This is a genomic window from Kribbella sp. NPDC050470, from assembly GCF_044458365.1.
Taxonomy (GTDB): Bacteria; Actinomycetota; Actinomycetes; order Propionibacteriales; family Kribbellaceae; genus Kribbella.
In genome coordinates this window covers 357,788-380,338 of the sequence record NZ_JBITHV010000011.1, presented here as the reverse complement: position 1 = coordinate 380,338, position 22,551 = coordinate 357,788, and the positions used below count along the sequence as shown (strand labels likewise).

Genomic DNA, 22,551 nt, shown 5'->3' with positions numbered 1-22,551 from the left:
AGACAACGATGACTCAACCCTTCGATGCCGCCGCCGCATCGGCCGCGTACCGCAATGCGCTCGAGGTGATCGCCTCCGTCGAGCCGACGATCGCCGGCGCGATCAAGTCCGAGCTCGCCGACCAGCGTTCCTCGCTGAAGCTGATCGCGAGCGAGAACTACGCCTCCCCCGCCACCTTGCTGACGATGGGCAACTGGCTGTCCGACAAGTACGCCGAGGGCACCATCGGGCACCGCTTCTATGCGGGCTGCCAGAACGTCGACACCGTCGAGCAGGTCGCCGCCGACCACGCCAAGGCACTGTTCGACGCGCCGCACGCCTACGTCCAGCCGCACTCCGGCATCGACGCGAACCTGGTCGCGTTCTGGGCGATCCTGGCCCAGCGGATCGAGTCCCCGGCGCTCGCCGAGGCCGGCGCGAAGCACGTCAACGACCTGACCGAGGAGGACTGGACCAAGCTCCGCAAGGCGCTCGGCGACCAGAAGATGCTCGGCATGTCGCTGGATGCCGGCGGTCACCTGACCCACGGCTTCCGGCCGAACATCTCCGGCAAGATGTTCAACCAGCACTCCTACGGCACCGACCCGGAGACCGGGCTGCTGGACTACGACGAGGTGGCGCGCAAGGCCCGTGAGTTCAAGCCCCTGATCCTGATCGCGGGCTACTCGGCGTACCCGCGGAAGGTGAACTTCGCGACGATGCGCGAGATCGCCGACGAGGTCGGCGCGACCCTGATGGTCGACATGGCGCACTTCGCCGGCCTGGTCGCGGGCAAGGTGTTCACCGGCGACTTCGACCCGGTGCCGCACGCGCACGTCACCACGACCACCACCCACAAGTCGCTGCGCGGCCCGCGCGGCGGCATGGTGCTGTGCCAGCCCGAGTACGCCGACTCCGTCGACCGCGGTTGCCCGATGGTGCTCGGTGGGCCGCTCAGCCAGACGATGGCGGCGAAGGCGGTCGCCCTGGCCGAGGCCCGGCAGCCGGCGTTCCGGGAGTACGCGCAGGCCATCGCGGACAACGCGGTCGCGCTGGCCGACGGCCTGATGAAGCGTGGCGTGAAGCTCGTGACCGACGGCACCGAGAACCACCTGGTGCTGCTCGACGTGTCGTCGTACGGGATCACCGGGCGGCAGGCCGAGTCGGCGCTGCTGGACGCGGGCATCGTGACCAACCGGAACGCCGTACCGCGGGACCCGAACGGCGCCTGGTACACCTCCGGTGTCCGGATCGGCACGCCGGCGCTGACCACCCGTGGTTTCGGCGCCGACGAGTTCGACCGGGTCGCGGAGCTGATCGTGGACGTGCTGTCCTCGACCACGCCGACCACCACGTCGGCGGGGGCGCCGTCGAAGGCGAAGTACGTGCTGGCCGACGGCGTCGCGGACAAGACCAAGGCCGCGTCCGCGGAGCTGCTCGACAAGCACCCGCTGTACCCGGGCCTCGAGCTCAGCTGACCGGCTCGAACTATCAGAAAGTTGTGATAGTTGCGGTAGGGTGCGGCCATGCCGCACCCTGACCCGGCTCCGGAGGAGATCAGCCAGTTCGTCGAGCGCTTCGCCGGCGTGCTGGCGAACAGCGGCGTGCCGACGATGTCCGCCCGGGTGATCGGGCGGATGCTGGTCAGCCCGACCGGCACGTTGACGTCCGCCGAGCTGGCCGAGTCCCTGCAGATCAGCCAGCCGGCGGTGTCCGGCGCCGTACGGCAGCTGCTGCAGGTCGGCTTCATCTCGCGGGAGCGGATCCCGGGCTCACGCAAGGACCACTATCGGATCCGGGACGACGTGTTCGCCGCACTTCTCGAGCGCCGCAACAACGCACTCGCCGAGTGGGAGTCCACCAGCCGCTCCGGCGCCGAACTGTTCGGCCCCGACAGTCCGGTCGGCCGCCGCCTGACCGAGGCCGCCGACTACTTCGCCTTCATCCACAAGGACCTGGAACAACTCATCAAGTCCTGGCGGGTGGACCACCCGCGATGACCGCCGCCGGTCGTCATGCGTGGATCGGCGGTAGCGGCAGATCGGCCTGAAGGCGCCGTGCCACCGCGAGCGCAAGCTCGTCAAGGCCATGCGGTGCAACGACCTGCAGCCCGACCGGGAGTCCGTTCACCAGGCCTGCTGGGACGCTCACCGCGGGATGGCCGGTCACGTTGAAGGCCCAGCAGGGGTCGGCAGTCACGATGTTGGGCTCGTGCTGGTCGTAGCCGTGGGCAACATTCAGCGTCGTCGGCGTGACGAGCACGTCGACAGTCTCGAACAGGTCAGCGAGTGCGGTGTTGTTGCGGTCGCGGACCTCGCGCGCCCGATTGGCGGCGGCCGCCTCGGCGCCCCGACCGGCGTCCAGACCTGACAGCGTCTGCCACGCCTCGTCCGGCGGGATGAGCTCGAGCGGTGCGTCGATCAGCGTGACGTCGCAGTCGGCCAGCCGCTTGCGGATCAGTACGTCGACCGCCGGGTCGGCCTCGGGTTCGGAGAGCGTCGACCGGTAGGCGACCCGCCACGGCCGGTCGGCGGTGTCCGGCACCGGCCAGTGCGGCAGCGCGCTCGGGTCCAGCCGGTGCGGCCCGCTCGCGATACTCGTCGCGAGTACGACGTCGTCGAGGTCGGATCCGATCAGACCGGCAGTCGTGAGCCCGCCCAACGTCCGCCCGACCGCACGCGGGATGCGACCGTACGTGCCCTTGAAGCCGACTACACCGCAGAACGCCGCCGGGATGCGCAGCGAACCACCGGAGTCGCCACCGGTCGCCAGCGGGACGACGCCGGCCGCGACAGCCGCCGCGCCGCCGGCCGTCGAACCACCCGGCGACCGGGACAGGTCCCACGGATTCCTGGTGTACTCGCGCCCGTTCCACCCGAACGTCTGGGACACCGCACCCGGCCGGGCGCGCGTCGCCGTACCGATCGGAATCGCCCCCGCGGCGACCACTCCGCACCTGCTCCGCGACCGCCGCCGCGGTTCTCGCCGTCACCGGCGCGAGTCTAACCAGCTCCAGGTGCCCCCGCGCGCGGTAGAACCGGGCCCATGTCTGAACAGCGGCCAGGCCCGCCCCCGATGCCCGGCGCGCCGGCGGCGTACGCACCGCCGCAGGCCCTGGGCGATCAGCGCCGGCTACCGGCGCTGGGCGAGGATTCTCAGCTGGCTGGCCATCGTCATCCGGCGGTCATGACGCGGCGCGTGCGGCAGCAGCGGTAGGCGGGAACCTAACGTCCGGTCCAACTGCTGCCGAGGGCGGTCTCGAGCTCGTCGAGTGCGGAGAGGCTGTGCGCGCTGACGACCGAGTCGCAGTACGGCCAGGCTGCGGCCATGCCCCGGACCAGTGGGCGGTAGTGCGGGCTCTGCGTCCGCGGGTTGGCCCAGACGATGCGATAGGCGATCCGGGACAGGCGAGCCATCTCCTGGGCGAGTTGGGTGGGATCGCCTGTCTCCCAGCCGTCGGAGATCACCAGGACCACCGCTCCACGGGCCACGCCGCGGCAGCCGTACCGGTCGTTGAAGTCCTTGAGTGCCGCGCCGATCCGGGTTCCCCCTGACCAGTCCGGTGCCACCGCCGCAGCCCGTGCCAGCGCCGCCGTGGGCCGGGACCGGGCGAGCACCCTGGTCAGTCGGGTCAGCCGGGTCGCGAACGTGAAGACCTCGGCCCGCCGCCCACCCGCCGCGCAGTAGAGCAGTTGGAGCATGGCCCTGGCGTACGGCTCCATCGATCCGGAGATGTCGCACAGGACGACCAGCCGCCGGTGGCGTTCCCGTCGCCTGCGCATGATCAGCCGGACCGGGTCACCTCCGGTACGTCGGGCATGCCTCAGCGTCGCGCGCAGATCGAGACGCGAGCCGTACGACGCGAGGCGGAACCGGCGGGACTGGTAGGTGGGTGTGACCAGCGTGAGCCGCCGCATCAGGTCGGCCAGTGCGAGCAACTCAGCGGGCGTCAGCGCGGCGAAGTCGCGAGTAGCCAGCCGCTCGGTCGCAGTGGCCAGTGCGCGCAGCGGCACCTCTTCCCCGGGCTGTCGACCGTCCGATCCACTCTCCTTCGATGCGCCGGCCTGGAACCAGCCCGGCCGGCCGGATCCGGGTGTGTCGTCCGTGGCCAGTGAGTCTTCGCGGGGCTCGGGTCGACGTACGACGTTCACGTCACCGCGACCCTCGGCCGGATCCACGAGCCCGCCGAACACGGCGCCGAAGACGCGGTCCAGCACCTCGATATGCATCTGATCGGACACCAGAGTCGCCAGTGCGCAACGGTAGAGCTCGGTGGTCGTGTCCGGCCGCACGACGGCGATCGCCCGGGCAAAGCGTTCACAGCGGTCCGGGCCGACCGGCAGGCCGGCGGCGTGCAGCGCCGCTCCGAACCGGGCCACCAAGGTCGGGAGGTCGGCCACTCCGTCCAGCACCGGCTCAGTCACCACCGACCACCGCAGCCAGTCCGGTTGCCCGTACGGTCTCCTGATCCTCCTGGTACTTCAGCACCGCACCGAGGGTCTGCTCGGCGGCGTCGGCGTCGAACGCGTCCACGCCGAGGACGTGCAACGCCGTCACCCAACTGATGGCTTCGGCTATTCCTGGGGGCTTCTGCAGGTCAAGGGTGCGCAGGCGGGCCACCGAGCCGGCGACCCGCTCGGCCAGCCAGTCCGCCGCGGCAGGAACCCGACGGCGGATGATCGCCGCGACGCGACCGGTGTCCGGATAGCCGATCCAGTGGTAAAGGCATCGCCGCTTCAGCGCGTCGTGCAGGTCGCGGGTGCGGTTCGACGTGAGCACGGCGACCGGGGGAAGGGCCGCCCGGCGGGTACCGAGTTCCGGAATGGTCACCGCCGACTCCGCCAGCACCTCGAGCAGGAACGCCTCGAACTCGTCGTCGCCGCGGTCCACCTCGTCGATCAGCAGCACCGCCGGCCGCGGCCCGGGATGCTCGATCGCCTGAAGGAGCGGCCGCGGCAGCAGGTACTCCTCGCCGAACAGATCAGCGTCGCGCAGCACCTCGCCCCGGGACTCGGCCAGCCGGATCGCCAGCAGTTGGCGCGGGTAGTTCCACTCGTACAACGCCTCGGCGGAGGTCAATCCCTCATAGCACTGCAACCGCACGAGCCGGGTGTCGAGCGCGGTGGCCAGGGCCTTGGCGGCCTCGGTCTTGCCGACGCCCGGCTCGCCCTCCAGAAGGATCGGCTGCCGCATCCGAATGCCGAGGAACAGCGTGGTCGCCAGGGACTCGGCTGCCAGGTAGCCCGTCGCCTCCAGCCGGGCACCCAGCTCGGCGATGTCAGCCACCCAGCCTTCGGGGTCACTCATCGAGGTAGCGTCCGGGATCGTCCGCGAACGCCTGCCGGCAGCCGGGTCCGCAGAAGTGCCAGACCCTTCCGTTGTGCTCCAGGCGCAGGCTCGCCGCCGTGACCGCGACAGTCATCCCGCACACCGGGTCGACGGCCTCAGCCGGCAGCACGGACGGCACCGAGACCTGTCTGGCCGGCTGGGGCCTGGTGGCGATGATCTCGGCGAGCACCGACAACGCGATCTCCGGGGCCGCACGGGCCCCGATGTCCAGGCCCGCCGGTGTATGCACCCGCGCCTTCTCGTCCTCGCTCAGGTCCAGTCCGGCCACCACCGCGTGCCCCCGGCGACGGCTGGCCACCAGCGCGACGTAGGGGACGCCGGCCCGGATGGCGGCGGTGAGCACCCGCTCCTCGTGCCTGCCGTGGGACGCGACCACGACCGCTGCCGTGTCGGCCGGGAACGGCTCCTCGGGGTTGCCGACGGCGCGGATCTCGTAGCCCAGCGCCTCGCCGACACGTCCCAGCGCGCGGGCGATGGGCGCATCACCGAACACGTGCACGAGGGTCGGCGGGATCATCGCCTCCAGGAAGATCTCCAGCGTGCCGCCGGACAGGCACGGGTTTCCGACGGTGACCAGCCCGTCCCCGACCACTTCCCGCTCGTCAGCCGCCGGGGTGATCCGGAGCAGCGTCGACTCGCCGGTCTCCAGCAGCCGCAGCCCCTCGAGCCGGACGGTCGACTCGGCGCAGGTTCCGCCGACGAACCCCTCGAGGGTTCCGTCGGGCAGGAGCAGCGCGCTGTCACCGGCCTTGGCGCTGGTCGGCCGTTCCGCGCGGACCACTGTGGCGAGGACGTACGGCGTCCGCCCGGACCGCAGGTGGTTCGCACGGAGCTGCAGGTCGGCTTGGATCATCTGCCTGCACCGGCGTCAGGTGATGGCCAGGTCGGTGCGGAACGGCCGGCCCTGGACCGCCCGCCATACGTTGGCCGGAGTGAGCGGCATGTCCACGTGCCGTACGCCATGCGGCGCAAGCGCGTCCACCACCGCGTTCACGACCGCCGCCGGTGAACCCACCGTGGCGGACTCCCCGACGCCCTTGGCTCCGATCGGATGGTGCGGCGAGGGGGTGACGGTCTCCCCGAGCTCCCACGACGGGCACTCCATCGATGTCGGCAACAGGTAGTCCATGAAGGTCGACCCGAGGTGGTTGCCGTCGTCGTCGAAGGCCATCACCTGCATCAGCGCCATACCGACGCCGTCCGCGAGCCCACCGTGCACCTGCCCCTCGACGATCATCGGGTTGATCCGGACCCCGCAGTCGTCGACGGCGACGAACTTGCGCATCGTCACCTTCCCGGTCTCCGGGTCGACGTCCACGACGCAGACGTAGGCGCCGAACGGGTAGGTGAGGTTGGGTGGGTCGTACACGCACGTCGCGTCCAGGTGTCCCTCCACTCCCTCGGGCAGCTCGAGCCCCGAGTGGGCGGCCATCGCGATCTCCTGAATGGTTCTGCCCTGGTCCGGGTCGCCCTTGACGAACCAGCGGCCCTTCTCCCACTCCAGGTCGTCCGGTGCGACCTCGAGCATGGCGGAGGCAACGATGCGAGCGCGCTCGCGGACCTTGCGGGTCACCACGGCTGTCGCGGCGCCGGACACCGGCGTCGAGCGCGAGCCGTAGGTCCCGAGGCCGAACGGCGTCTGGTCGGTATCGCCGTGCACCACCTCGACGTCGTCCGGCGAGATGCCGAGCTCCTCGGCGACGATCTGGGCGAACGTCGTCTCGTGGCCCTGCCCCTGCGACTGCACCGAGATCCGCAGCACCGCCTTGCCGGTCGGGTGCACACGGAGCTCGGCGCCGTCGGCCATGCCGAGGCCGAGAATGTCCATGTGCTTGCGCGGCCCCGCTCCGACCGCCTCGGTGAAGAAGCTGACGCCGATGCCCATCAACTCGCCGCGCTCACGCTTCGCGGACTGCTCCCGGCGGAGATCGGCGTACCCCGCCATGTCCAGGGCGAGCTCCAGCGCCCGCGGATAGTCGCCGGAGTCGTACTCCCAGCCGGTGGGTGAGTTGTACGGGAACTGCTCGGGCCGGAGCAGGTTCTTCATCCGCAGTTCGGCGGGGTCCATGCCGAGTTCGCCGGCCAGTACGTCGACCATCCGCTCGACCAGGTAGACGGCCTCGGTGATCCGGAACGAGCAGGCGTACGCGACACCCCCGGGCGCCTTGTTCGTGTAGACGCCGGTGACCTCACAGTGCGCCGCCTGGAGGTCGTACGAACCGCTGAACACGTGGAAGAAGCCGGCCGGGAACTTCGTCGGCTGCGCAGTGCCGTTGAACGCCCCGTGGTCGGCGAGAACCTTGACCCGCAGGCCGAGGATCTTGCCGTCCGGCGTGGCCGCGATCTCGCCGTGCATGTGGTAGTCACGGGCGAACCCGGTGCTCATCAGGTTCTCCGACCGGTCCTCGACCCATTTCACCGGCTTGCCGGTCACGATGGAACCGACGATCGCGAGCACGTAACCGGGGTAGATCGGAACCTTGCCGCCGAACCCGCCGCCGATGTCGGGCGCGATCACCCGGATCTTGTGCTCCGGCAACCCAGCGACCAGGGCGTACACCGTCCGGTGGGCGTGCGGAGCCTGCGAGGTCGACCAGATGGTCAGCTTGCCGGTGACCTTGTCGAAATCGGCCACCGCGCCGCAGGTCTCCAGCGGCGCGGGATGCACGCGGGGGTACAGGATGTCCTCGGCAACGACCACCTCGGCCGCCTCGAACACCTCGTCGGTCCGGGACCGGTCGCCGGCCTCCCAGTCGAAGATGCGGTTGTCGGTCCTGCCCTCGATGTCGTCGCGAATCACCGGGGCATCCGGGTCGAGGGCCCGGCGGGCGTCGGCGACCGGAGGCAGCGGGTCGTAGTCGACGTCGATGAGTTCGAGCGCGTCCCGGGCGGCGTACCGGTCCTCGGCGACGACGAACGCCACCTCCTGGCCCTGGAAGCGCACCTTGTCGGTCGCGAGCACCGCCTGGACGTCGTGGGACAGGGTGGGCATCCACGCCAGGTTCAGGCCTTCGAGCGTCTGGCCGGTGATGACTGCCTTGACCTTCGGGTGAGCCTCGGCGGCCGTCGTTTCGATGGACCTGATGCGGGCATGCGCGAACGGGCTGCGCAGGACGGCGCCGTACAGCATGCCGGGCAGCAGTACGTCGTCCACGTAGTTGCCGCGACCCCGGATGAAGCGAGCATCCTCCTTGCGGATCATCCGTCCGAAGCCCATCGGCGTCGTCCGCTCGCCGGTCGTGGTCATGTCGTCACCTTCTCGGCCGCGGGGTGCGCCGCCGCCCAGCGGACCGCCCGCACGATGTTCTCGTAGCCCGTGCACCGGCACAGCTGCCCGGAGATGGCCTCCCGGATCTCGGACTCGGACGGGTCGGGGTTGTGGTCGAGGAGCCAGCGGGTGGTCATCATCATCCCCGGGGTGCAGAAGCCGCACTGCAGGCCGTGGCACTCCACGAAGCCCTGCTGGACCGGATCGAGCTGCCCGTCGCGTTCCAGCCCCTCGACCGTACGGACTTCGCGGCCGTCCGCCATCACGGCAAGCACCGTGCAGGACTTCACCGGGCGCCCGTCCAGCCACACCACGCACGTGCCGCACTGCGAGGTGTCGCACCCCCAGTGCGTGCCGGTCAGGCGGAGATAGTCGCGGAGGAAATGGACCAGGAGCAGCCGCGGCTCGACGTCGTCGGCGTACTTCTGCCCGTTCACGGTCACCGAGATCTGCATGTCATGCCTCCTGCCCCCGCGCCCGGGCCGCGGCCCGGCGCAGCGCCCGCGTCGTGAGCTCGCCGGCAAGGTGTCGCTTGTAGTCGACCGGACCGCGCTGGTCCGCCCACGGATTGCAGTGCTCCGCGGCGAGCCGGCCGGCCTCGGCGAAGCTCGCGTCTGTCGCCGGCTGTCCACGCAGGAACTCCTCGGCCTCAGCGGCGACGAAGTGCTGGGCGCCGACCGCGGTCAACCCGATGCCGGCATCCTCGACGACGTCGCCCTCGAGCCACAGCGCGGCGCCGGCAGCAGCCACAGCCCAGTCGCCGGCGCGCCGCTCAACCTTCTCGTAGGCGCTACCGCCACCGGGGCGGATCGGCACCCGGACCTCGGTCAGCAGCTCCCCCGGTGCCAGCACAGTCTCGTACGGAGCCAGATGGAACTCCCGGATCGGGACTGTCCGGGTACCGCTCGGCCCGCGGATCACCGCGGTCGCACCAACGGCGGCGCAGGCCGCGGACAGGTCCTCCGCGGGATCGGCCTGGCACAGCGACCCGCCCACCGTGCCCCAGTTGCGGACGACCGGGTCGGCGATGACCCGCTCGGCGTCGGTGAAGATCGGGAAATGTTCGCCGACGACCTCCGAGGCGAGCAGCTCCGCATGGCAGACCAGCGCGCCGATCAGCAACTCGTCGCCCTCGACGCGGAGGTACGACAGCTCGGTGACCGAGTTGATGTCGATCAACGCCTCAGGTCGCGCGAGGCGCAGCCTCATCATCGGGATCAGGCTGTGACCGCCGGCGACCACCAGGGACTCCGGGCCGTAGCGGCCGAGCAGTTCGATGGCCTGTTCGACAGTGGTCGCCCTGGCGTACTCGAAACTCGCAGGTACCTGCATGCATCCCCCCGGACTCGGTCGGACGCGCCCCGGGCTGAGGCTGGTCAACATTCAACTACCTGCATGGTCCCTCTGCCGTCCACCAACCGCAATCAGGCAGCCCCAAGAACCCGACGGTCCCTCCGGTACGACGGAAAGTCGTCGGTGCTCATGGCTCCCCGGGCGGTGATGTGAGGCATCTCTCGGTTGGGGCGATCCCGGGGCGTTACGGCTCGGAAACGGCTGGAAACAATCATGACCAGACTTGTGGACATAGCCGCATCGTGAGACCTGGTCTCAACATGCAGGATTGGGAGTTGATTTGTCAGGCGTTGACGCTGACGCTTAACACCATGCTCGCTGCCCGCTCCACTCATCTCGTAGGTCGGATTCATGTCGACCTCGGGCGGATGCGCAGCGCCATCTGTTGTCCTTCGATGTTCTGACAGCCACCCTGCCGGGCCAATGACGGCCCCCTGATCACCCCCGATCACCGCTGGGTGCGCACCGCGGAACGCATCGAACCGACGACGCTTCGATCCCGCAGCCCGCGGACGCACCTGTCACGAGGACAAGGACACCCTCCCGGATGACTGGCGTCACGTCTGCTCCCCGCAAACCCGCCCGCCCACGCAAGGGCAAGGGCGAAGGTCAGTGGGCGCTCGGATATCGCGAGCCGCTGAACAAAAACGAGGAGAACAAGAAGAACGACGACGGCCTCAACGTCCGGGCCCGGATCGAGAACGTCTACGCGCACCGCGGCTTCGACTCGATCGACCCGGCCGACCTGCGCGGCCGCTTCCGCTGGTGGGGTCTGTACACCCAGCGCAAGCCCGGCATCGACGGCGGCAAGACCGCCACGCTGGAGCCGGAGGAGCTGGACGACCGTTACTTCATGCTGCGGGTCCGAATCGAGGGCGGCCAGCTCAGCACCGAGCAGCTGCGGGTGATCGCCGAGGTCTCCAGCACGTACGCGCGCGACACCGCCGACATCACCGACCGGCAGAACATCCAGCTGCACTGGATCCGGGTCGAGGACGTGCCGGCCATCTGGCAGAAGCTCGAAGCTGTCGGGCTGTACACCACCGAGGCCTGCGGCGACGTGCCGCGGGTGGTGATCTCCAGCCCGGTCGCCGGGATCGCCGCGGACGAGATCATCGACCCGACGCCGGCCATCGACGAGATCGTCGAGAAGTACATCGGATCCGCGGAGTTCTCGAACCTGCCGCGGAAGTTCAAGACCGCGATGACCGGTCACCCGTCGCATGACGTCGTACCCGAGGTCAACGACATCGCCTTCGTCGGGGTCGTCCACCCCGAGCACGGGCCGGGCTTCGACCTGTGGGTAGGCGGCGGCCTGTCGACGAACCCGATGCTCGCCCAGCGGCTGGGCACCTGGATCCCGCTGGACGAGGTCGCCGAGGCCTGGTGGGGAGTCACCAGCATCTTCCGCGACTACGGGTACCGGCGGCTGCGGAACCGGGCCCGGCTGAAGTTCCTGGTGGCCGACTGGGGTGTGGAGAAGTTCCGCGAGGTGCTCGAGGAGAAGTACCTGAAGCGGAAGCTGATCGACGGCCCGGCGCCCGAGGTGCCCGCGGTCCAGGGCGACCACGTGGGCGTCTACCAGCAGAAGGACGGCCGGTACTTCGTCGGCGTCGCGCCGGTGGTCGGCCGGGTGTCCGGCAGCTCGCTGGCCAAGGTCGCCGACGTCGTCGCCGCGCACGGCTCGGACCGGATCCGGACCACCGCACAGCAGAAGCTGATCGTGCTGGACGTCGAGGAGTCGAAGGTCGAGTCGCTGGTCGAGCAGCTCGCCGATCTCGGCTACCAGGCCCGGCCGTCGGCATGGCGGCGGAACACGATGGCCTGCACCGGGATCGAGTTCTGCAAGCTGGCGATCGTCGAGACCAAGGCCCGGGCCGCCCAGCTGATCGACGAGCTGGAGCAGCGGATCCCCGAACTGGATGTGCCGATCACCGTGAACGTGAACGGCTGCCCGAACTCCTGCGCCCGGATCCAGGTCGCCGACATCGGCCTGAAGGGCCAGCTGGTCCGCGACGAGGACGGCAACCAGGTGCCCGGCTACCAGGTCCACCTCGGCGGCGGCCTCGGCCTGGACGCCGGCTTCGGCCGCAAACTGCGCGGCCACAAGGTCACGTCGGCCGGCCTGGCCGACTTCGTCGAGCGCATCACCCAGAACTACCTGAAGGAGCGCAACGAGGGCGAGCGCTTCGCCCAGTGGGTCACCCGTGCTGATGAGGAGGCTTTGCAGTGAGTGAGCGAGCAGCACCGCTTTATTGCCCCTATTGCGGGGACGAGGACCTTCGTCCTTCCGAGGAAGGCCATGGCGCGTGGGAGTGCCGGCCGTGTGCACGGGTGTTCCAGCTGAAGATGATCGGACTGCGGGTGACGGTGGAATGAGCACGGACCTGAAGACGCTCGCCGAGGAGGCCAACGTTCGACTGGCCGACGCCTCGGCGCACGAGCTGCTGGCGTGGGCGCGGGAGACCTTCGGTGACGAACTGGTGGTGACCGCCTCGATGGCAGACGGGGCACTCCCCCACCTCGCAGCCGAGGCGGCCCCTGGTGTCGACGTGCTGTTCATCGACACGGGCTACCACTTCGCCGAGACGATCGGCACCCGCGACGCGGTGGCGGCGACGCTGCCGATCAACCTGATCAACGCCACCCCGCGGCAGACGGTCGCCGAGCAGGACGCCGAGTACGGCGAAAAGCTGCACGACCGCGACCCGAACAGGTGCTGCGCGCTCCGCAAGGTCGAGCCGCTCAACCGGTACCTGTCCGGCTACAAGGCCTGGGTCACCGGCATCCGCCGCGAGGAGGCGCCGACCCGGGCGAACACCCCGGTCGTCGAGTACGACGAGAAGCGCGACATGGTCAAGCTGAACCCGATCGCGCCGTGGACCCAGGAGGACCTGGACGCCTACATCGCGGACAACGGCGTACTGGTGAACCTGCTCCAGTACGACGGCTACCCCTCGATCGGCTGCGAACCGTGCACCCAGCGCGTCGCCCCCGGTGAGGACCCGCGCAGCGGCCGCTGGGCCGGCACGGGCAAGGTCGAGTGCGGGCTGCACACATGACCGCCACGATCGACACGCCGACCGCACCCATCGCCGCCCCGGAGGCAGCCCTGAACACCACCACCGTCACCGAACTCGACGCGCTGGAGAGCGAGTCCATCCACGTGTTCCGCGAGGTGGCGGCCGAGTTCGAGCGCCCGGTGATCCTGTTCTCCGGCGGCAAGGACTCGATCGTCATGCTGCACCTGGCCCGGAAGGCGTTCGCGCCGGCCGGCGTCCCGTTCTCGCTGCTGCACGTCGACACCGGCCACAACTTCCCCGAGGTCCTCGCCTACCGCGACCGGACCGTAGAGGCGCTCGGGCTGCGGCTCGAGGTGGCCAGCGTCGAGGACTACATCGCCGACGGCCGGCTGCGCGAGCGCTCCGACGGCACCCGGAACCCGCTGCAGACGATCCCGCTGCTGGACGCGATCAACGGGCACCGGTTCGACGCCGTGTTCGGCGGCGGCCGCCGCGACGAGGAGCGGGCCCGGGCCAAGGAGCGGATCTTCAGCCTGCGCGACGAGTTCGGCCAGTGGGACCCGCGCAACCAGCGCCCGGAGCTGTGGTCGCTCTACAACGGCAAGCACCGCCCGGGTGAGCACGTGCGGGTGTTCCCGCTGTCCAACTGGACCGAGCTGGACGTGTGGCACTACATCGAGCGCGAGCAGATCCCGCTGCCGAGCATCTACTACGCCCACGAGCGGGACGTGTTCGAGCGCGACGGCATGCTGCTGGGCGTGGGCCCGTACTCGCAGCCCCGCGACGGCGAGACCGTCACCAACCGGGTGGTGCGCTACCGCACCGTCGGCGACATGTCCTGCACCGGCGCGGTCGCGAGTACGGCGACGTCGGCGGCCGAGGTGGTCGTCGAGGTGGCGGCCAGCGAGCTGACCGAGCGTGGCGCCACCCGCGCCGACGACCGGGTCAGCGAGGCCGCGATGGAAGACCGCAAGCGAGAGGGGTACTTCTGATGAGCACACTTCTCCGCCTGGCCACGGCCGGCTCGGTCGACGACGGCAAGTCCACGCTGGTCGGTCGCCTGCTGCACGACTGCAAGGCGATCCTGGCCGACCAGATCGCGCACGTGCAGACGGTCACAGCGCAAAGACCAGGGGCCCGCGGCGACGGTACTGATTTCGACTTCGCGCTCCTCACCGACGGCCTGCGGGCCGAGCGTGAGCAGGGCATCACGATCGACGTCGCCTACCGGTACTTCGCCACCGACAAGCGCTCGTTCATCCTGGCCGACTGCCCCGGGCACGTGCAGTACACCCGCAACACCGTGACCGGCGCGTCCACCGCGGACGTGGTGATCATCCTGGTCGACGCCCGCCACGGTGTGCTCGAGCAGACCCGCCGGCACCTGGCCGTCGCCGGGCTGCTCCGGGTGCCGCACGTCGTACTGGCGGTGAACAAGATCGACCTCGTCGGGTACGACGAGGCCGTCTTCACCGGGATCGCCAAGGACGTCAACGACCTGGCCGACCAGCTCGGGATCGCCGACGTGCACGCCATCCCGGTGTCCGCGCTGGTCGGCGACAACGTGGTCGAGCGGTCCGCCGAGACCCCCTGGTACGACGGCCCGACCCTGCTGGACTACCTGGAGAACGCGACCGGCCGGATCGACAACTCGCAGCAGCCGCTGCGGTTCCCGGTCCAGTACGTGATCCGGCCGCAGTCCGACGACGAGTACCGCGACTACCGCGGCTACACCGGAACCGTTGCCTCCGGCACCGTCTCGGTCGGCGACCCGGTGCTGGTGCTGCCGGCCGGACGCCGTACCTCGGTCGCCGGGATCGACAAGGCCGTCGTCACCGCCACCTCGACCGCGGTCGCCGAACGGCCGTCCGCGGTCGCCGGCGAGGCCGTCACGGTCCGGCTGGCCGACGACATCGACGTCGCCCGCGGCTCGGTGATCGTCGCGGCCGAGGCCTCCCCCGGCACCCGCCGGGAACTGGCCGCCACCGTGTGCTGGCTGTCCGACCGCCCGCTGACCGTGGGCGCCCGGGTGCTGATCAAGCACACCACCACCACTGCCCAGGCCATCGTGACCAAGATCACCGGCGCGCTGGACCTGGACACGCTCGGAGTCATCGACGCCGCCGGGCTCGACCTCAACGACATCGGCAAGGTGCAACTCAAGGTCGCCGCACCGCTGGCCGCCGACCCGTACTCCAGCAACGCCATCACCGGATCGTTCCTGCTCATCGACGCCCACGACGGGTGGACGCTCGCAGCCGGCATGATCGACGACGAAGAAGGGGAACTGCTGTGACTGCTCCAGCGCTCGTGATCCTCGCCCACGGCAGCCGCGACCCGCGCTCGGCCGCCACTGTTCACTCGCTCGTCAAGTGCCTGCGCGACATGCGTGACGACCTGCGGATCGAAGCCTCCTTCCTCGACCACTGCCCGCCCACGCCGTACCAGGTGATCGGCAAGCTCGCCGCCGAGGGCGTGGAGGAAGTCGTCGTCCTGCCGCTGCTGCTGTCGTCGGCGTACCACGCCCGGATCGACGTCCCGGCCGTCGTCGACGAAGCCCGCACCCGGTTCCCGGACCTGCGGATCATCGCCTCGGACGTGCTCGGGTACGACGAGACGCTGCTCGACGTCCTGGACCGCCGGATGCGGGCCGAGCTCAAGGACGGCCGGGTGCGGGAGCTGGACGCGCTGGTGCTGGCGTGCGCCGGTTCGAGCGACTCGCAGGCGAACGCGAGCGTCACCCGCCTCGCGCGGCTGTGGGGTCAGCGGCACAAGCTCCCGGTCACCGCGGCCTTCACCTGCGCCGCGTCGCCGTCCCCGGCCGAGGCCGTCCTGCAGTGGCGGCTGGAGGGCCGGCGGCACGTTGCCGTCGGGTCCCTGTTCCTGGCGCCGGGCGTGCTCCCGGACCGCGCCGAGTCGACCGCTCGCCGCGCCGGCGCAGTCGCCGTCTCCCGCCCCCTCGGCGTCAGCGCCGAGGTAGCCCGCCTAGTCCTCCTCCGCTACGGCGTAGCCGGCCTGGACCTCCTCACCCTCGCCCCCGCCCCGAGGCCAACCGTCGTACGCGCCGAGCTGGTCCGCACGGCTTAGTACCGCAAGGGATCCATGAAGGAGACGTCCGTGTAGGGCGTCTCCTTTGTGGTTATTTGGGCGAGGAGCTCGCCGACGCCTGCGCAGTGTTTGAAGCCGTGGCCGCTGTCGCCGCCGGCGATCACGATCCGCTCGTCCCGCCGCCCGACCAGGAACTGCCCGTCGGGCGAGTCCGTCACCATGCACGGAATCACCTTCACCGGCTCCGGATCCAGCTCCGGGAAGTGCCCCGCGATCGCCGCGGACAACTCCGCGATGTCCTTGCGCGGATGGATGTACCGATCGAGCTCGTCCGGATCCACCCCACGGTCCCGCTGCGCACCGTCCAGGCCGACCTTCACCAAGAAGTCCTCGTCCGACCCGTGCCCCCACAGCCCACGCCCGTCCGCGAACTCCCAGATGAACGCCGGAAAGTTCGCCAGCCGGAACGCCTCCGAGCCCGCCTCCTTCGGCTGAAACCAGAACAACGGCGTACGACGCGGCGACAGCGGCAGCCCCGGCACCAGCTTCCCGAGCCACGCCCCGCCACACACCACGACCTGCTCAGCCTCGATCGCGATCGTCGGCGTCCGGACCGTCACGTGCCCCGCCTCGACATCGATCCCGGTCACCATCGTGTGCGGATAGACCGTCACTCCCAGCTTCTGCGCCTCCGCGACATGCGCGCGCACCGTCGGCTCCGCGTAGCAGATACCCGCCCCCGGATCCCAAACCGCCACATCGTCCGCGGCCAGGTCGTACTGCGGGAACCTGCCGGCCAACTCGTCATGACTCAGGTCGGTGGTCGACGCGCCGGCCTCGGCCGCGGCCCGACGTGCGCCACCGACCGGACGACTGTCCGGTGCGCCGACATTGAGCGAGCCCGTCTGCCGGACGTACACCTCTCCCGTCCTCGCCCCGAGCTCGGTCCACACCTCCAGCGACTTCCGCGCGATCGGCGTCAGCCCCGGGTGCTCCATGCACGCGACCCGGAACAGCCGCGTACTCCCGTGCGACGACCCGAACGGATGCCCGATCGCCTGCCGCTCGATCCCGATCACGTTCACCCCACGCGCCGCCAGCCGCCACAACGCGGCCGACCCGAACGCGCCCAGCCCCACCACCACGACATCCGCTCGCAGAGTCTCCACCCGCTCACCTTATCGAGTCCCTGATAGCGTGATATCTTGCTATCCATGGCGAAGGACGGGACGAAGAACATCCTGTTGCGGCTGGATCCGGAGCTGGCGGACCGGCTGCAGACAGTGGCCTCGGTCGAGGGACGGTCGGTGTCCGACGTCGCCCGGGAGGCGATCGCCGCCCTCGTGGACCAGCGCCGCCAAGACGGCCGCTTCAGCCGGCTCCTGGACGAGAACCTGGCCCGCCACGAGGAGTCGCTGCGCCGCCTCCGTGGAGACGACTGATGCGCTTCCTCGACCAGTACGACGTCCTCGCGATCGCGGCCCGCGTGTTGCGGTGCTCGTCGGACGACGCGGTCCGGCGGACGAACCTCGACGCGGTCGACGAGGTGCTGAGCGACGTACGCCGTACCGGCGGACTGGCCGAGGCGGCAGGGGTGTTGCTGGCCGGGCTGGTGCGGGCGCGTGCGTTCGAGGGCGCGAACCGGGTGGTGACGGTGGCGGTGGTGCTGCAGTTCTGCTCGCTGAACCGGTCGGAGCTGCGGCTCGAACCGGTCGAGGAGGTGGACGAGCTGCTGGACCGGATCGCCGCTGACGGGGTGTCGGCCGACGAGGTGGCCGACTTCCTCCGCGAGCGGCTGAAACCTGAGCACGTGACCGCTGAGGACCTGCAGGAGCACCTCAGGATCGACCTGCTGCTCGAGGACGAGGTCAAGGACCTGGCGTCCGCCGTCGAGGACGAGCTGTCGCGGAGGGGAGGCGGAATGTTCGAGTTGTTCACCGACTCGGCCCGGCGAGCTGTCGTGCTCGCGCAGGAGGAGGCCCGCATGCTCAGCCACACCTTCATCGGGACCGAGCACCTGCTGCTGGGGATCATTCACGAAGGGCAGGGTGGCGGCGGGAAGGTGCTGGCCGACCTGGGCGTCACCGCACCGGCCGTGCGCGACCTGGTGGTGGAGATCATCGGGCGCGGTACCGGCCGCGGCACCGCCGGCACGATCCCGTTCACCCCGCGGGCGAAGAGCACGCTCGAGCACGCCTATCAGGAGGCGGCCAAGCCCGGCCGGAAACAGGCACGCGCCCGCCGGCTCGGCTCCGAGATCCTCGGCACCGAGCACCTGCTGCTCGGCCTGCTCCGCGACGGCGAGGGCGTCGCGACTCAGATCCTGCTGAAGCTGGGCCACGAACTCGACGACGTACGACGCAAGACGCACGACTGGATCGATCACCGCCAGCGGCTCGAGTCAGCCGTCTCCGGCTACCTCACCGACGAGGCCGAAACCGCCTGGACCACACCCGAGGCCGAAGCCGCCTGGACCACCTACGGCCGTCGCCACCACCTGCTCGCCGAGCTCAACGCCGTACTCGACGAGAACGAGCGGCTCCACGAGCAGGTCGCAGCGCTCCGCGCCCTCCTCCGCCGCCACAACATCGACCCGGAGGACTGAAGGCGTACGTCGTCAGAGGGGGGCTACGTCGTCGGCTGGAAGAGCTCGATCGGGTTGCCGGACGGGTCGTCCAGCAGGATCTGCAGCCCGCCACGGCCGGTGACGATCTCGTTCCGGAACGACGCGCCGTCCGCGCGGAGTGCACCGACCGTGGACTCGAGGTCGTCGACCTCCAGCTGGATCCGGTTCCACCCGCCCGGTTCCGGCGTGCGCCCGTCCGGCATCGCCTGGGCCGCGCCGCCAGGTCCCTTCGGCTCGGACAGCAGCAGCCGGAGATCACCACGGGTGATCCCGGCGAACCCCGGCCCGGGCCGCATCTGCACCTCGAACCCGAGGTGCTTGGTGTAGAAGTCGACCGCCGCGTCGACGTCGCTGACGATGTACCGAACCGAAACCGCGCTCATCGTTGTGCTCCTTCCGCCCCCTGTGTACCCAAATTGGGCCGCAGCGCACAGGGTCAGGTGGCAGCCAGGCGCTTCTTCTCGGTGTCCACGTCGAAGTCCGCGGCCGGCCACTGCGGGTTCAGCGACTGCAGCGTCTCGAGGAGGATCGTGGTGACCGCCCAGTTGCGGTACCACTTGCGGTCGCTGGGGATCACCAGCCAGGGCGCGTCAGCGCTGTTGCAGCGCTCCAGAGCGGCCTCGTACGCCTCGGTGTAGGCCGGCCAGAGCTTCCGCTCGTCGACGTCGCCCGGGTTGTACTTCCAGTGCTTCGTCGGGTCGTCCAGGCGGGCCTGGAGCCGGAGCTTCTGCTCCTCCGGCGAGATGTGCAGGAAGCACTTCAGCAGCGTCACGCCGTTGGCCGCGAGCTCGGCCTCGAAGTCGTTGATCTGGTTGTAGCGCCGGTTCCACACCGTCGGCGCGACCAGGCTGCGGACCCGCGCGATCAGCACGTCCTCGTAGTGCGACCGGTCGAAGATCCCGATCATCCCGGGGCCTGGCAGCGCCTGCCGGATCCGCCACAGGAACCCGCGCCGCTTCTCGGCCGGCGTCGGCGCCTTGAACGAGGTGATCTTCAGGCCCTGTGGGTCCATCAGGCCCGCGCCGTGCCGGATCACGCCGCCCTTGCCGGACGTGTCCATCCCCTGCAGTACCAGCAACACGCTGCGCTGCCCGTCCTGGCGGCCTTCGGCGTACAGGCGCTCCTGCCAGTCGGACAACTCGGCGTCGAGGCTTTCCAGCGCGAGCTTCCCCTCGTCCTTGGTCCCGGTGAACCCAGGCGTGGCCCGCGTGTCGTACTTGCTCAGATCGACCGGCCCCGGCGGAATCTTCAACTGCTCGAGCAGCCCACCCATGTCCGCCTGGCTCTTCTTCTGCTTCGCCATCGCACCATCCTGCCTCATCCACTGCGCAAGCCCGGCGGTTAACCTCCCGCATTTGCGAGGGCGATCAGCCGGGAGAGCGCCCTCAGGTACTTCTTGCGGTAGCCGCCCTTGAGCATGTCGGCGGAGAACAGTTGGTCAAGCGGCACGCCACCGGCCAGCAGCGGCAGGTTGCGGTCGTACATGCGGTCGGCGAGAACAACCATGCGCAGGGCAACGTTCTCGTCGGTCAGCGGCCGGATCTCGGTGATGGCGACCGCCTCGACGCCGTCGAGCAGAGCGCCGTACTTGCTCGGGTGCAGCTCGAACAGGTGGCGGTGCAGGTCGACGAAGTGGTCGCATGACGCGTTGGCGCGCTCGGCCGCCTTCGCCTCGACCTTGTCGTCCGGCCACGGCTCGGGCGCAACGGGCAGGCCGCGATGCCGGTAGTCCGGCCCGTCGATCCGCCGTACATCGAAGTGCGCGGCCAGCGCCTGGATCTCGCGGAGGAAGTCGACCGCCTGGAACCGGCCCTCCCCCAGCTTGTCGGGCAGCGTGTTCGAGGTCGCCGCCAGCTCGACGCCGGCCGCGACGAGCTGACCCAGCAGCCGCGAGATCAGCATCGTGTCACCTGGATCGTCCAGCTCGAACTCGTCGATGCAGATCAGCCGGTACGACGACAACGCCTCGACAGCTGTCCGCAGGCCCAGCGCCCCGACGAGGTTGGTGAGCTCGACGAAAGTGCAGTACATCTTCGGGCCGGCCGCCTCGTGCCACAGCGACGCGAGCAGGTGGGTCTTGCCGACGCCGAAGCCGCCGTCGAGATAGATCCCGGGCTTGCCAGGCGCTTCGGGGCGCTTGCGTAGCCGCGACCAGAGGCTCGGCGCCGGCTTGGGCTTGGCCAGTCCGACGGCGCGATTGGTGAGCACTGCGAGCGCTTCGGCCTGTGACGGCTCGTCGGGCGCGGGCTCGTAGGTGGCGAACCGGACGTCTGCGAACCGCGGCGGCGGCACGCACTCCGACAGCAGCCGGTCCGGGCTCACCTCCGGCCACCGCTCACTCAACCGAATCACCATGCGCCCAACCCTAAGTGGGACACCCCCACCACCCGCCCCGCCGCCCAACCTGCGGTCTAGCGGGTTGGGTCACCGGTGGGGGGTTGCAGCACCCCAGTGGTGACACAAGCCGCCCGAGGGGCCCGGCCCGGAAACTCCGGGAAACTTCCACGTGACCTTGACCACTTTCTTACTTTCAGTTAGGAAGTTGATGTGAGGTTCGTGAGGTGACTGACTGAGGAGTCGGTATGGGCGAACGGCGGGAAGCCGGCACAGTGGGCCGGCGGACGGTACTCAAGGGGGCGCTGGGCGGCGCCGCGGCACTCGGGCTCGGGCCCGCCCTGGCCGCATGCGGCGGCAGTGACAGCGGGGGCGGCACCACGAGCGGCGGGAAGGCCGTGGTCCGGATGTGGTCCTGGTACAACGACCAGGAGGCCCAGTTCCCGAAGCTGATCGAGAAGTTCGAGGCGGCGCACAGCAACATCAAGATCGAGAACCGGATCTTCGGCACCCCGGACCAGTACCTGCCCGCCCTGCAGGCGGCGGTCGCCGGCGGCGACGTCCCGGAGATCTTCGCGCCGCACACGCGCGCGCTGACCTACGGCACCGGCGGGGTCTCCGCCGACCTGAAGCAGGAGCTCGGCGACGACTTCCTGAAGGACTTCTTCGACTCGGCCAACCAGGAGTACACCCTGGACGGCAAGCAGTACGCAGTCGGCTGGATGGCGCAGACGTTCGGGCTGTTCTACAACCCGGACCTGCTGAAGAAGGCCGGGGTCGGCGAGGACGAGATCGAGACCTGGGACGACCTGATCGCGGCCGCGGCCAAGATCCGGGCCATCGGCAAGCATCCGGTCGCGCTCAGCTGCAACCCGACGACCAGCTCGCTGGACTTCTTCCTGCCGCTGATCACCCAGGTCGCCGACGACCCGACGTTCTACCTGAAGCTCGACCAGCTGAAGGACGGCACGACGTACGAGGACCCGAAGGTCCTCGACGCGATCAAGCTGCAGCAGAAGATCGTCAAGGGCGGCGTGTTCCAGCCCGGCACGACCGGCACCAGCGGCGACCAGGCGCCGCAGCTGTTCTACACCGAGAAGTCCGCGATGCTGTTCAACGGGTCGTGGACGCCGCAGGGCCTGACCCAGGACGCCCCGCCGGCCTTCGTGAAGAAGTACAAGGTGATGAAGACGCCGGCGATCGCGCCGGGCAAGCGGCACTGGACCGCGAACCAGGCCGGCGCCGGCTGGGCGGTCTCGGCGACCAGCAAGAACAAGGACGCCGCGCTGGAGTTCCTGAAGTTCCTGTACTCCGCGGACGAGTACTCCCCCACGATGAACGAGTCCAACTCGATGCCGGCCACCAAGAGCGCGGCGGGCCGGATCGAGCTGCCGATCATGAAGCAGATGACATCCTGGCTGCTCGACGGCGACGGCTGCCCGCACATCCCGTTCGGGCCCGGCTCGGTCGCGGCCGGCGATCCGCTGGCCAAGATCTTCGACGGCAAGGGCGATCCGGCGGCGGTCGCGAAGGAGATGCAGCAGGCCGTGCTGAACGCCAAGGGCGGCTGA

At 69.8% G+C, this 22,551-nt stretch carries 21 protein-coding genes; 10 read left to right on the top strand and 11 right to left on the bottom strand.

The window, feature by feature from the left end; genetic code table 11:
- Window positions 1-8: 8 nt before the first annotated feature.
- Both ACIBGM_RS33200 and ACIBGM_RS33195 read left to right on the top strand, forming a co-directional pair.
- Window positions 9-1,457, top strand: coding sequence for a glycine hydroxymethyltransferase (locus ACIBGM_RS33200; protein ID WP_360521173.1), 1,449 nt, complete (start codon window positions 9-11; stop codon window positions 1,455-1,457).
- A 48-nt stretch (window positions 1,458-1,505) separates the two neighbouring features.
- Window positions 1,506-1,979: a MarR family transcriptional regulator gene (locus tag ACIBGM_RS33195; RefSeq protein WP_360521176.1), complete on the top strand. Its 474-nt coding sequence runs from the start codon at window positions 1,506-1,508 to the stop codon at window positions 1,977-1,979.
- 13 nt (window positions 1,980-1,992) lie between these two features.
- Here ACIBGM_RS33195 and ACIBGM_RS33190 read toward each other — a convergent pair whose 3' ends face one another.
- The 7 genes from ACIBGM_RS33190 to ACIBGM_RS33160 form a co-directional block, all read right to left on the bottom strand.
- Window positions 1,993-2,928, bottom strand: coding sequence for an amidase family protein (locus ACIBGM_RS33190; RefSeq protein WP_360521179.1), 936 nt, complete (start codon window positions 2,926-2,928; stop codon window positions 1,993-1,995).
- A 275-nt stretch (window positions 2,929-3,203) separates the two neighbouring features.
- The gene (locus ACIBGM_RS33185) at window positions 3,204-4,403 is read right to left on the bottom strand and encodes a VWA domain-containing protein (RefSeq protein ID WP_396387782.1); all 1,200 of its coding nucleotides are present in this window, start codon (window positions 4,401-4,403) and stop codon (window positions 3,204-3,206) included.
- Window positions 4,396-5,286 carry a MoxR family ATPase gene (locus ACIBGM_RS33180; RefSeq protein WP_360521188.1) on the bottom strand — a complete coding sequence of 297 codons (891 nt, stop codon included), beginning with the start codon at window positions 5,284-5,286 and terminating at the stop codon, window positions 4,396-4,398. Before ACIBGM_RS33180 ends, ACIBGM_RS33185 begins: the two co-directional genes overlap by 8 nt.
- Window positions 5,279-6,181, bottom strand: coding sequence for an XdhC family protein (locus ACIBGM_RS33175; protein WP_360521191.1), 903 nt, complete (start codon window positions 6,179-6,181; stop codon window positions 5,279-5,281). The genes ACIBGM_RS33180 and ACIBGM_RS33175 overlap by 8 nt, the downstream gene beginning before the upstream one ends.
- 15 nt (window positions 6,182-6,196) lie before the next feature.
- Complete coding sequence (locus ACIBGM_RS33170) at window positions 6,197-8,575, bottom strand: aerobic carbon-monoxide dehydrogenase large subunit (RefSeq protein ID WP_396387781.1); 2,379 nt, start codon at window positions 8,573-8,575, stop codon at window positions 6,197-6,199.
- On the bottom strand, window positions 8,572-9,051 hold the full coding sequence (locus tag ACIBGM_RS33165; protein ID WP_396387780.1) for a (2Fe-2S)-binding protein: 480 nt from the start codon (window positions 9,049-9,051) through the stop codon (window positions 8,572-8,574). The genes ACIBGM_RS33170 and ACIBGM_RS33165 overlap by 4 nt, the downstream gene beginning before the upstream one ends.
- Window position 9,052: 1 nt before the next feature.
- On the bottom strand, window positions 9,053-9,928 hold the full coding sequence (locus ACIBGM_RS33160; RefSeq protein WP_396387779.1) for an FAD binding domain-containing protein: 876 nt from the start codon (window positions 9,926-9,928) through the stop codon (window positions 9,053-9,055).
- A 568-nt stretch (window positions 9,929-10,496) separates the two neighbouring features.
- On the opposite strand from ACIBGM_RS33160, the gene ACIBGM_RS33155 reads away from it, so the two are divergent.
- The 5 genes from ACIBGM_RS33155 to ACIBGM_RS33135 all read left to right on the top strand — a co-directional run bounded on the left by ACIBGM_RS33155 (window position 10,497) and on the right by ACIBGM_RS33135 (window position 16,059).
- On the top strand, window positions 10,497-12,182 hold the full coding sequence (locus tag ACIBGM_RS33155) for a nitrite/sulfite reductase (protein WP_396387778.1): 1,686 nt from the start codon (window positions 10,497-10,499) through the stop codon (window positions 12,180-12,182).
- A gap of 142 nt (window positions 12,183-12,324) precedes the next feature.
- Window positions 12,325-13,011: a phosphoadenylyl-sulfate reductase gene (locus tag ACIBGM_RS33150; protein ID WP_360521206.1), complete on the top strand. Its 687-nt coding sequence runs from the start codon at window positions 12,325-12,327 to the stop codon at window positions 13,009-13,011.
- Complete coding sequence (cysD, locus tag ACIBGM_RS33145; protein ID WP_396387777.1) at window positions 13,008-13,964, top strand: sulfate adenylyltransferase subunit CysD; 957 nt, start codon at window positions 13,008-13,010, stop codon at window positions 13,962-13,964. Before ACIBGM_RS33150 ends, cysD begins: the two co-directional genes overlap by 4 nt.
- A complete protein-coding gene (locus tag ACIBGM_RS33140; RefSeq protein ID WP_360521211.1) occupies window positions 13,964-15,268 on the top strand; it encodes a GTP-binding protein in 1,305 nt (434 codons plus the stop codon). The genes cysD and ACIBGM_RS33140 overlap by 1 nt, the downstream gene beginning before the upstream one ends.
- The gene (locus tag ACIBGM_RS33135) at window positions 15,265-16,059 is read left to right on the top strand and encodes a sirohydrochlorin chelatase (RefSeq protein WP_360521214.1); all 795 of its coding nucleotides are present in this window, start codon (window positions 15,265-15,267) and stop codon (window positions 16,057-16,059) included. Before ACIBGM_RS33140 ends, ACIBGM_RS33135 begins: the two co-directional genes overlap by 4 nt.
- Here ACIBGM_RS33135 and solA read toward each other — a convergent pair.
- The gene (solA, locus tag ACIBGM_RS33130) at window positions 16,056-17,189 is read right to left on the bottom strand and encodes an N-methyl-L-tryptophan oxidase (protein WP_396387776.1); all 1,134 of its coding nucleotides are present in this window, start codon (window positions 17,187-17,189) and stop codon (window positions 16,056-16,058) included. The two genes, ACIBGM_RS33135 and solA, sit on opposite strands and share 4 nt — an antisense overlap.
- A gap of 45 nt (window positions 17,190-17,234) precedes the next feature.
- Here solA and ACIBGM_RS33125 point away from each other — a divergent pair, with 45 nt between their 5' ends.
- Window positions 17,235-17,462, top strand: a complete 228-nt coding sequence (locus ACIBGM_RS33125; protein ID WP_360521220.1) for a ribbon-helix-helix protein, CopG family — start codon at window positions 17,235-17,237, stop codon at window positions 17,460-17,462.
- Window positions 17,462-18,625: a Clp protease N-terminal domain-containing protein gene (locus ACIBGM_RS33120; RefSeq protein WP_360521223.1), complete on the top strand. Its 1,164-nt coding sequence runs from the start codon at window positions 17,462-17,464 to the stop codon at window positions 18,623-18,625. Before ACIBGM_RS33125 ends, ACIBGM_RS33120 begins: the two co-directional genes overlap by 1 nt.
- Window positions 18,626-18,648: 23 nt before the next feature.
- Here ACIBGM_RS33120 and ACIBGM_RS33115 read toward each other — a convergent pair whose 3' ends face one another.
- Genes ACIBGM_RS33115 through zapE form a run of 3 tightly spaced genes read right to left on the bottom strand, consistent with a single transcriptional unit; the run spans window position 18,649 to window position 21,001 of the window.
- On the bottom strand, window positions 18,649-19,029 hold the full coding sequence (locus tag ACIBGM_RS33115) for a VOC family protein (protein ID WP_360521226.1): 381 nt from the start codon (window positions 19,027-19,029) through the stop codon (window positions 18,649-18,651).
- A 53-nt stretch (window positions 19,030-19,082) separates the two neighbouring features.
- On the bottom strand, window positions 19,083-19,949 hold the full coding sequence (locus ACIBGM_RS33110) for a polyphosphate kinase 2 family protein (protein ID WP_360521229.1): 867 nt from the start codon (window positions 19,947-19,949) through the stop codon (window positions 19,083-19,085).
- A 38-nt stretch (window positions 19,950-19,987) separates the two neighbouring features.
- Window positions 19,988-21,001 (bottom strand): cell division protein ZapE, encoded by a 1,014-nt coding sequence (zapE, locus tag ACIBGM_RS33105; protein WP_360521232.1) that lies wholly within the window; start codon window positions 20,999-21,001, stop codon window positions 19,988-19,990.
- Window positions 21,002-21,228: 227 nt separating this feature from the next.
- Here zapE and ACIBGM_RS33100 point away from each other — a divergent pair, with 227 nt between their 5' ends.
- Window positions 21,229-22,551 (top strand): ABC transporter substrate-binding protein, encoded by a 1,323-nt coding sequence (locus tag ACIBGM_RS33100; RefSeq protein WP_396387775.1) that lies wholly within the window; start codon window positions 21,229-21,231, stop codon window positions 22,549-22,551.

Bases quoted from the DNA above. Each gene is read 5' to 3' on its own strand.
- ACIBGM_RS33150 (WP_360521206.1), top strand. From the start codon at position 12,325: ATGAGCACGGACCTGAAGACGCTCGCCGAGGAGGCCAACGTTCGACTG.
- ACIBGM_RS33170 (WP_396387781.1), bottom strand. From the start codon at position 8,575: ATGACCACGACCGGCGAGCGGACGACGCCGATGGGCTTCGGACGGATG.
- ACIBGM_RS33165 (WP_396387780.1), bottom strand. From the start codon at position 9,051: ATGCAGATCTCGGTGACCGTGAACGGGCAGAAGTACGCCGACGACGTC.
- ACIBGM_RS33200 (WP_360521173.1), top strand. From the start codon at position 9: ATGACTCAACCCTTCGATGCCGCCGCCGCATCGGCCGCGTACCGCAAT.
- ACIBGM_RS33180 (WP_360521188.1), bottom strand. From the start codon at position 5,286: ATGAGTGACCCCGAAGGCTGGGTGGCTGACATCGCCGAGCTGGGTGCC.
- ACIBGM_RS33195 (WP_360521176.1), top strand. From the start codon at position 1,506: ATGCCGCACCCTGACCCGGCTCCGGAGGAGATCAGCCAGTTCGTCGAG.
- ACIBGM_RS33115 (WP_360521226.1), bottom strand. From the start codon at position 19,029: ATGAGCGCGGTTTCGGTTCGGTACATCGTCAGCGACGTCGACGCGGCG.
- ACIBGM_RS33100 (WP_396387775.1), top strand. From the start codon at position 21,229: ATGGGCGAACGGCGGGAAGCCGGCACAGTGGGCCGGCGGACGGTACTC.
- ACIBGM_RS33175 (WP_360521191.1), bottom strand. From the start codon at position 6,181: ATGATCCAAGCCGACCTGCAGCTCCGTGCGAACCACCTGCGGTCCGGG.
- zapE (WP_360521232.1), bottom strand. From the start codon at position 21,001: ATGGTGATTCGGTTGAGTGAGCGGTGGCCGGAGGTGAGCCCGGACCGG.
- cysD (WP_396387777.1), top strand. From the start codon at position 13,008: ATGACCGCCACGATCGACACGCCGACCGCACCCATCGCCGCCCCGGAG.
- ACIBGM_RS33140 (WP_360521211.1), top strand. From the start codon at position 13,964: ATGAGCACACTTCTCCGCCTGGCCACGGCCGGCTCGGTCGACGACGGC.
- ACIBGM_RS33155 (WP_396387778.1), top strand. From the start codon at position 10,497: ATGACTGGCGTCACGTCTGCTCCCCGCAAACCCGCCCGCCCACGCAAG.
- ACIBGM_RS33120 (WP_360521223.1), top strand. From the start codon at position 17,462: ATGCGCTTCCTCGACCAGTACGACGTCCTCGCGATCGCGGCCCGCGTG.
- ACIBGM_RS33125 (WP_360521220.1), top strand. From the start codon at position 17,235: ATGGCGAAGGACGGGACGAAGAACATCCTGTTGCGGCTGGATCCGGAG.
- ACIBGM_RS33160 (WP_396387779.1), bottom strand. From the start codon at position 9,928: ATGCAGGTACCTGCGAGTTTCGAGTACGCCAGGGCGACCACTGTCGAA.
- ACIBGM_RS33110 (WP_360521229.1), bottom strand. From the start codon at position 19,949: ATGGCGAAGCAGAAGAAGAGCCAGGCGGACATGGGTGGGCTGCTCGAG.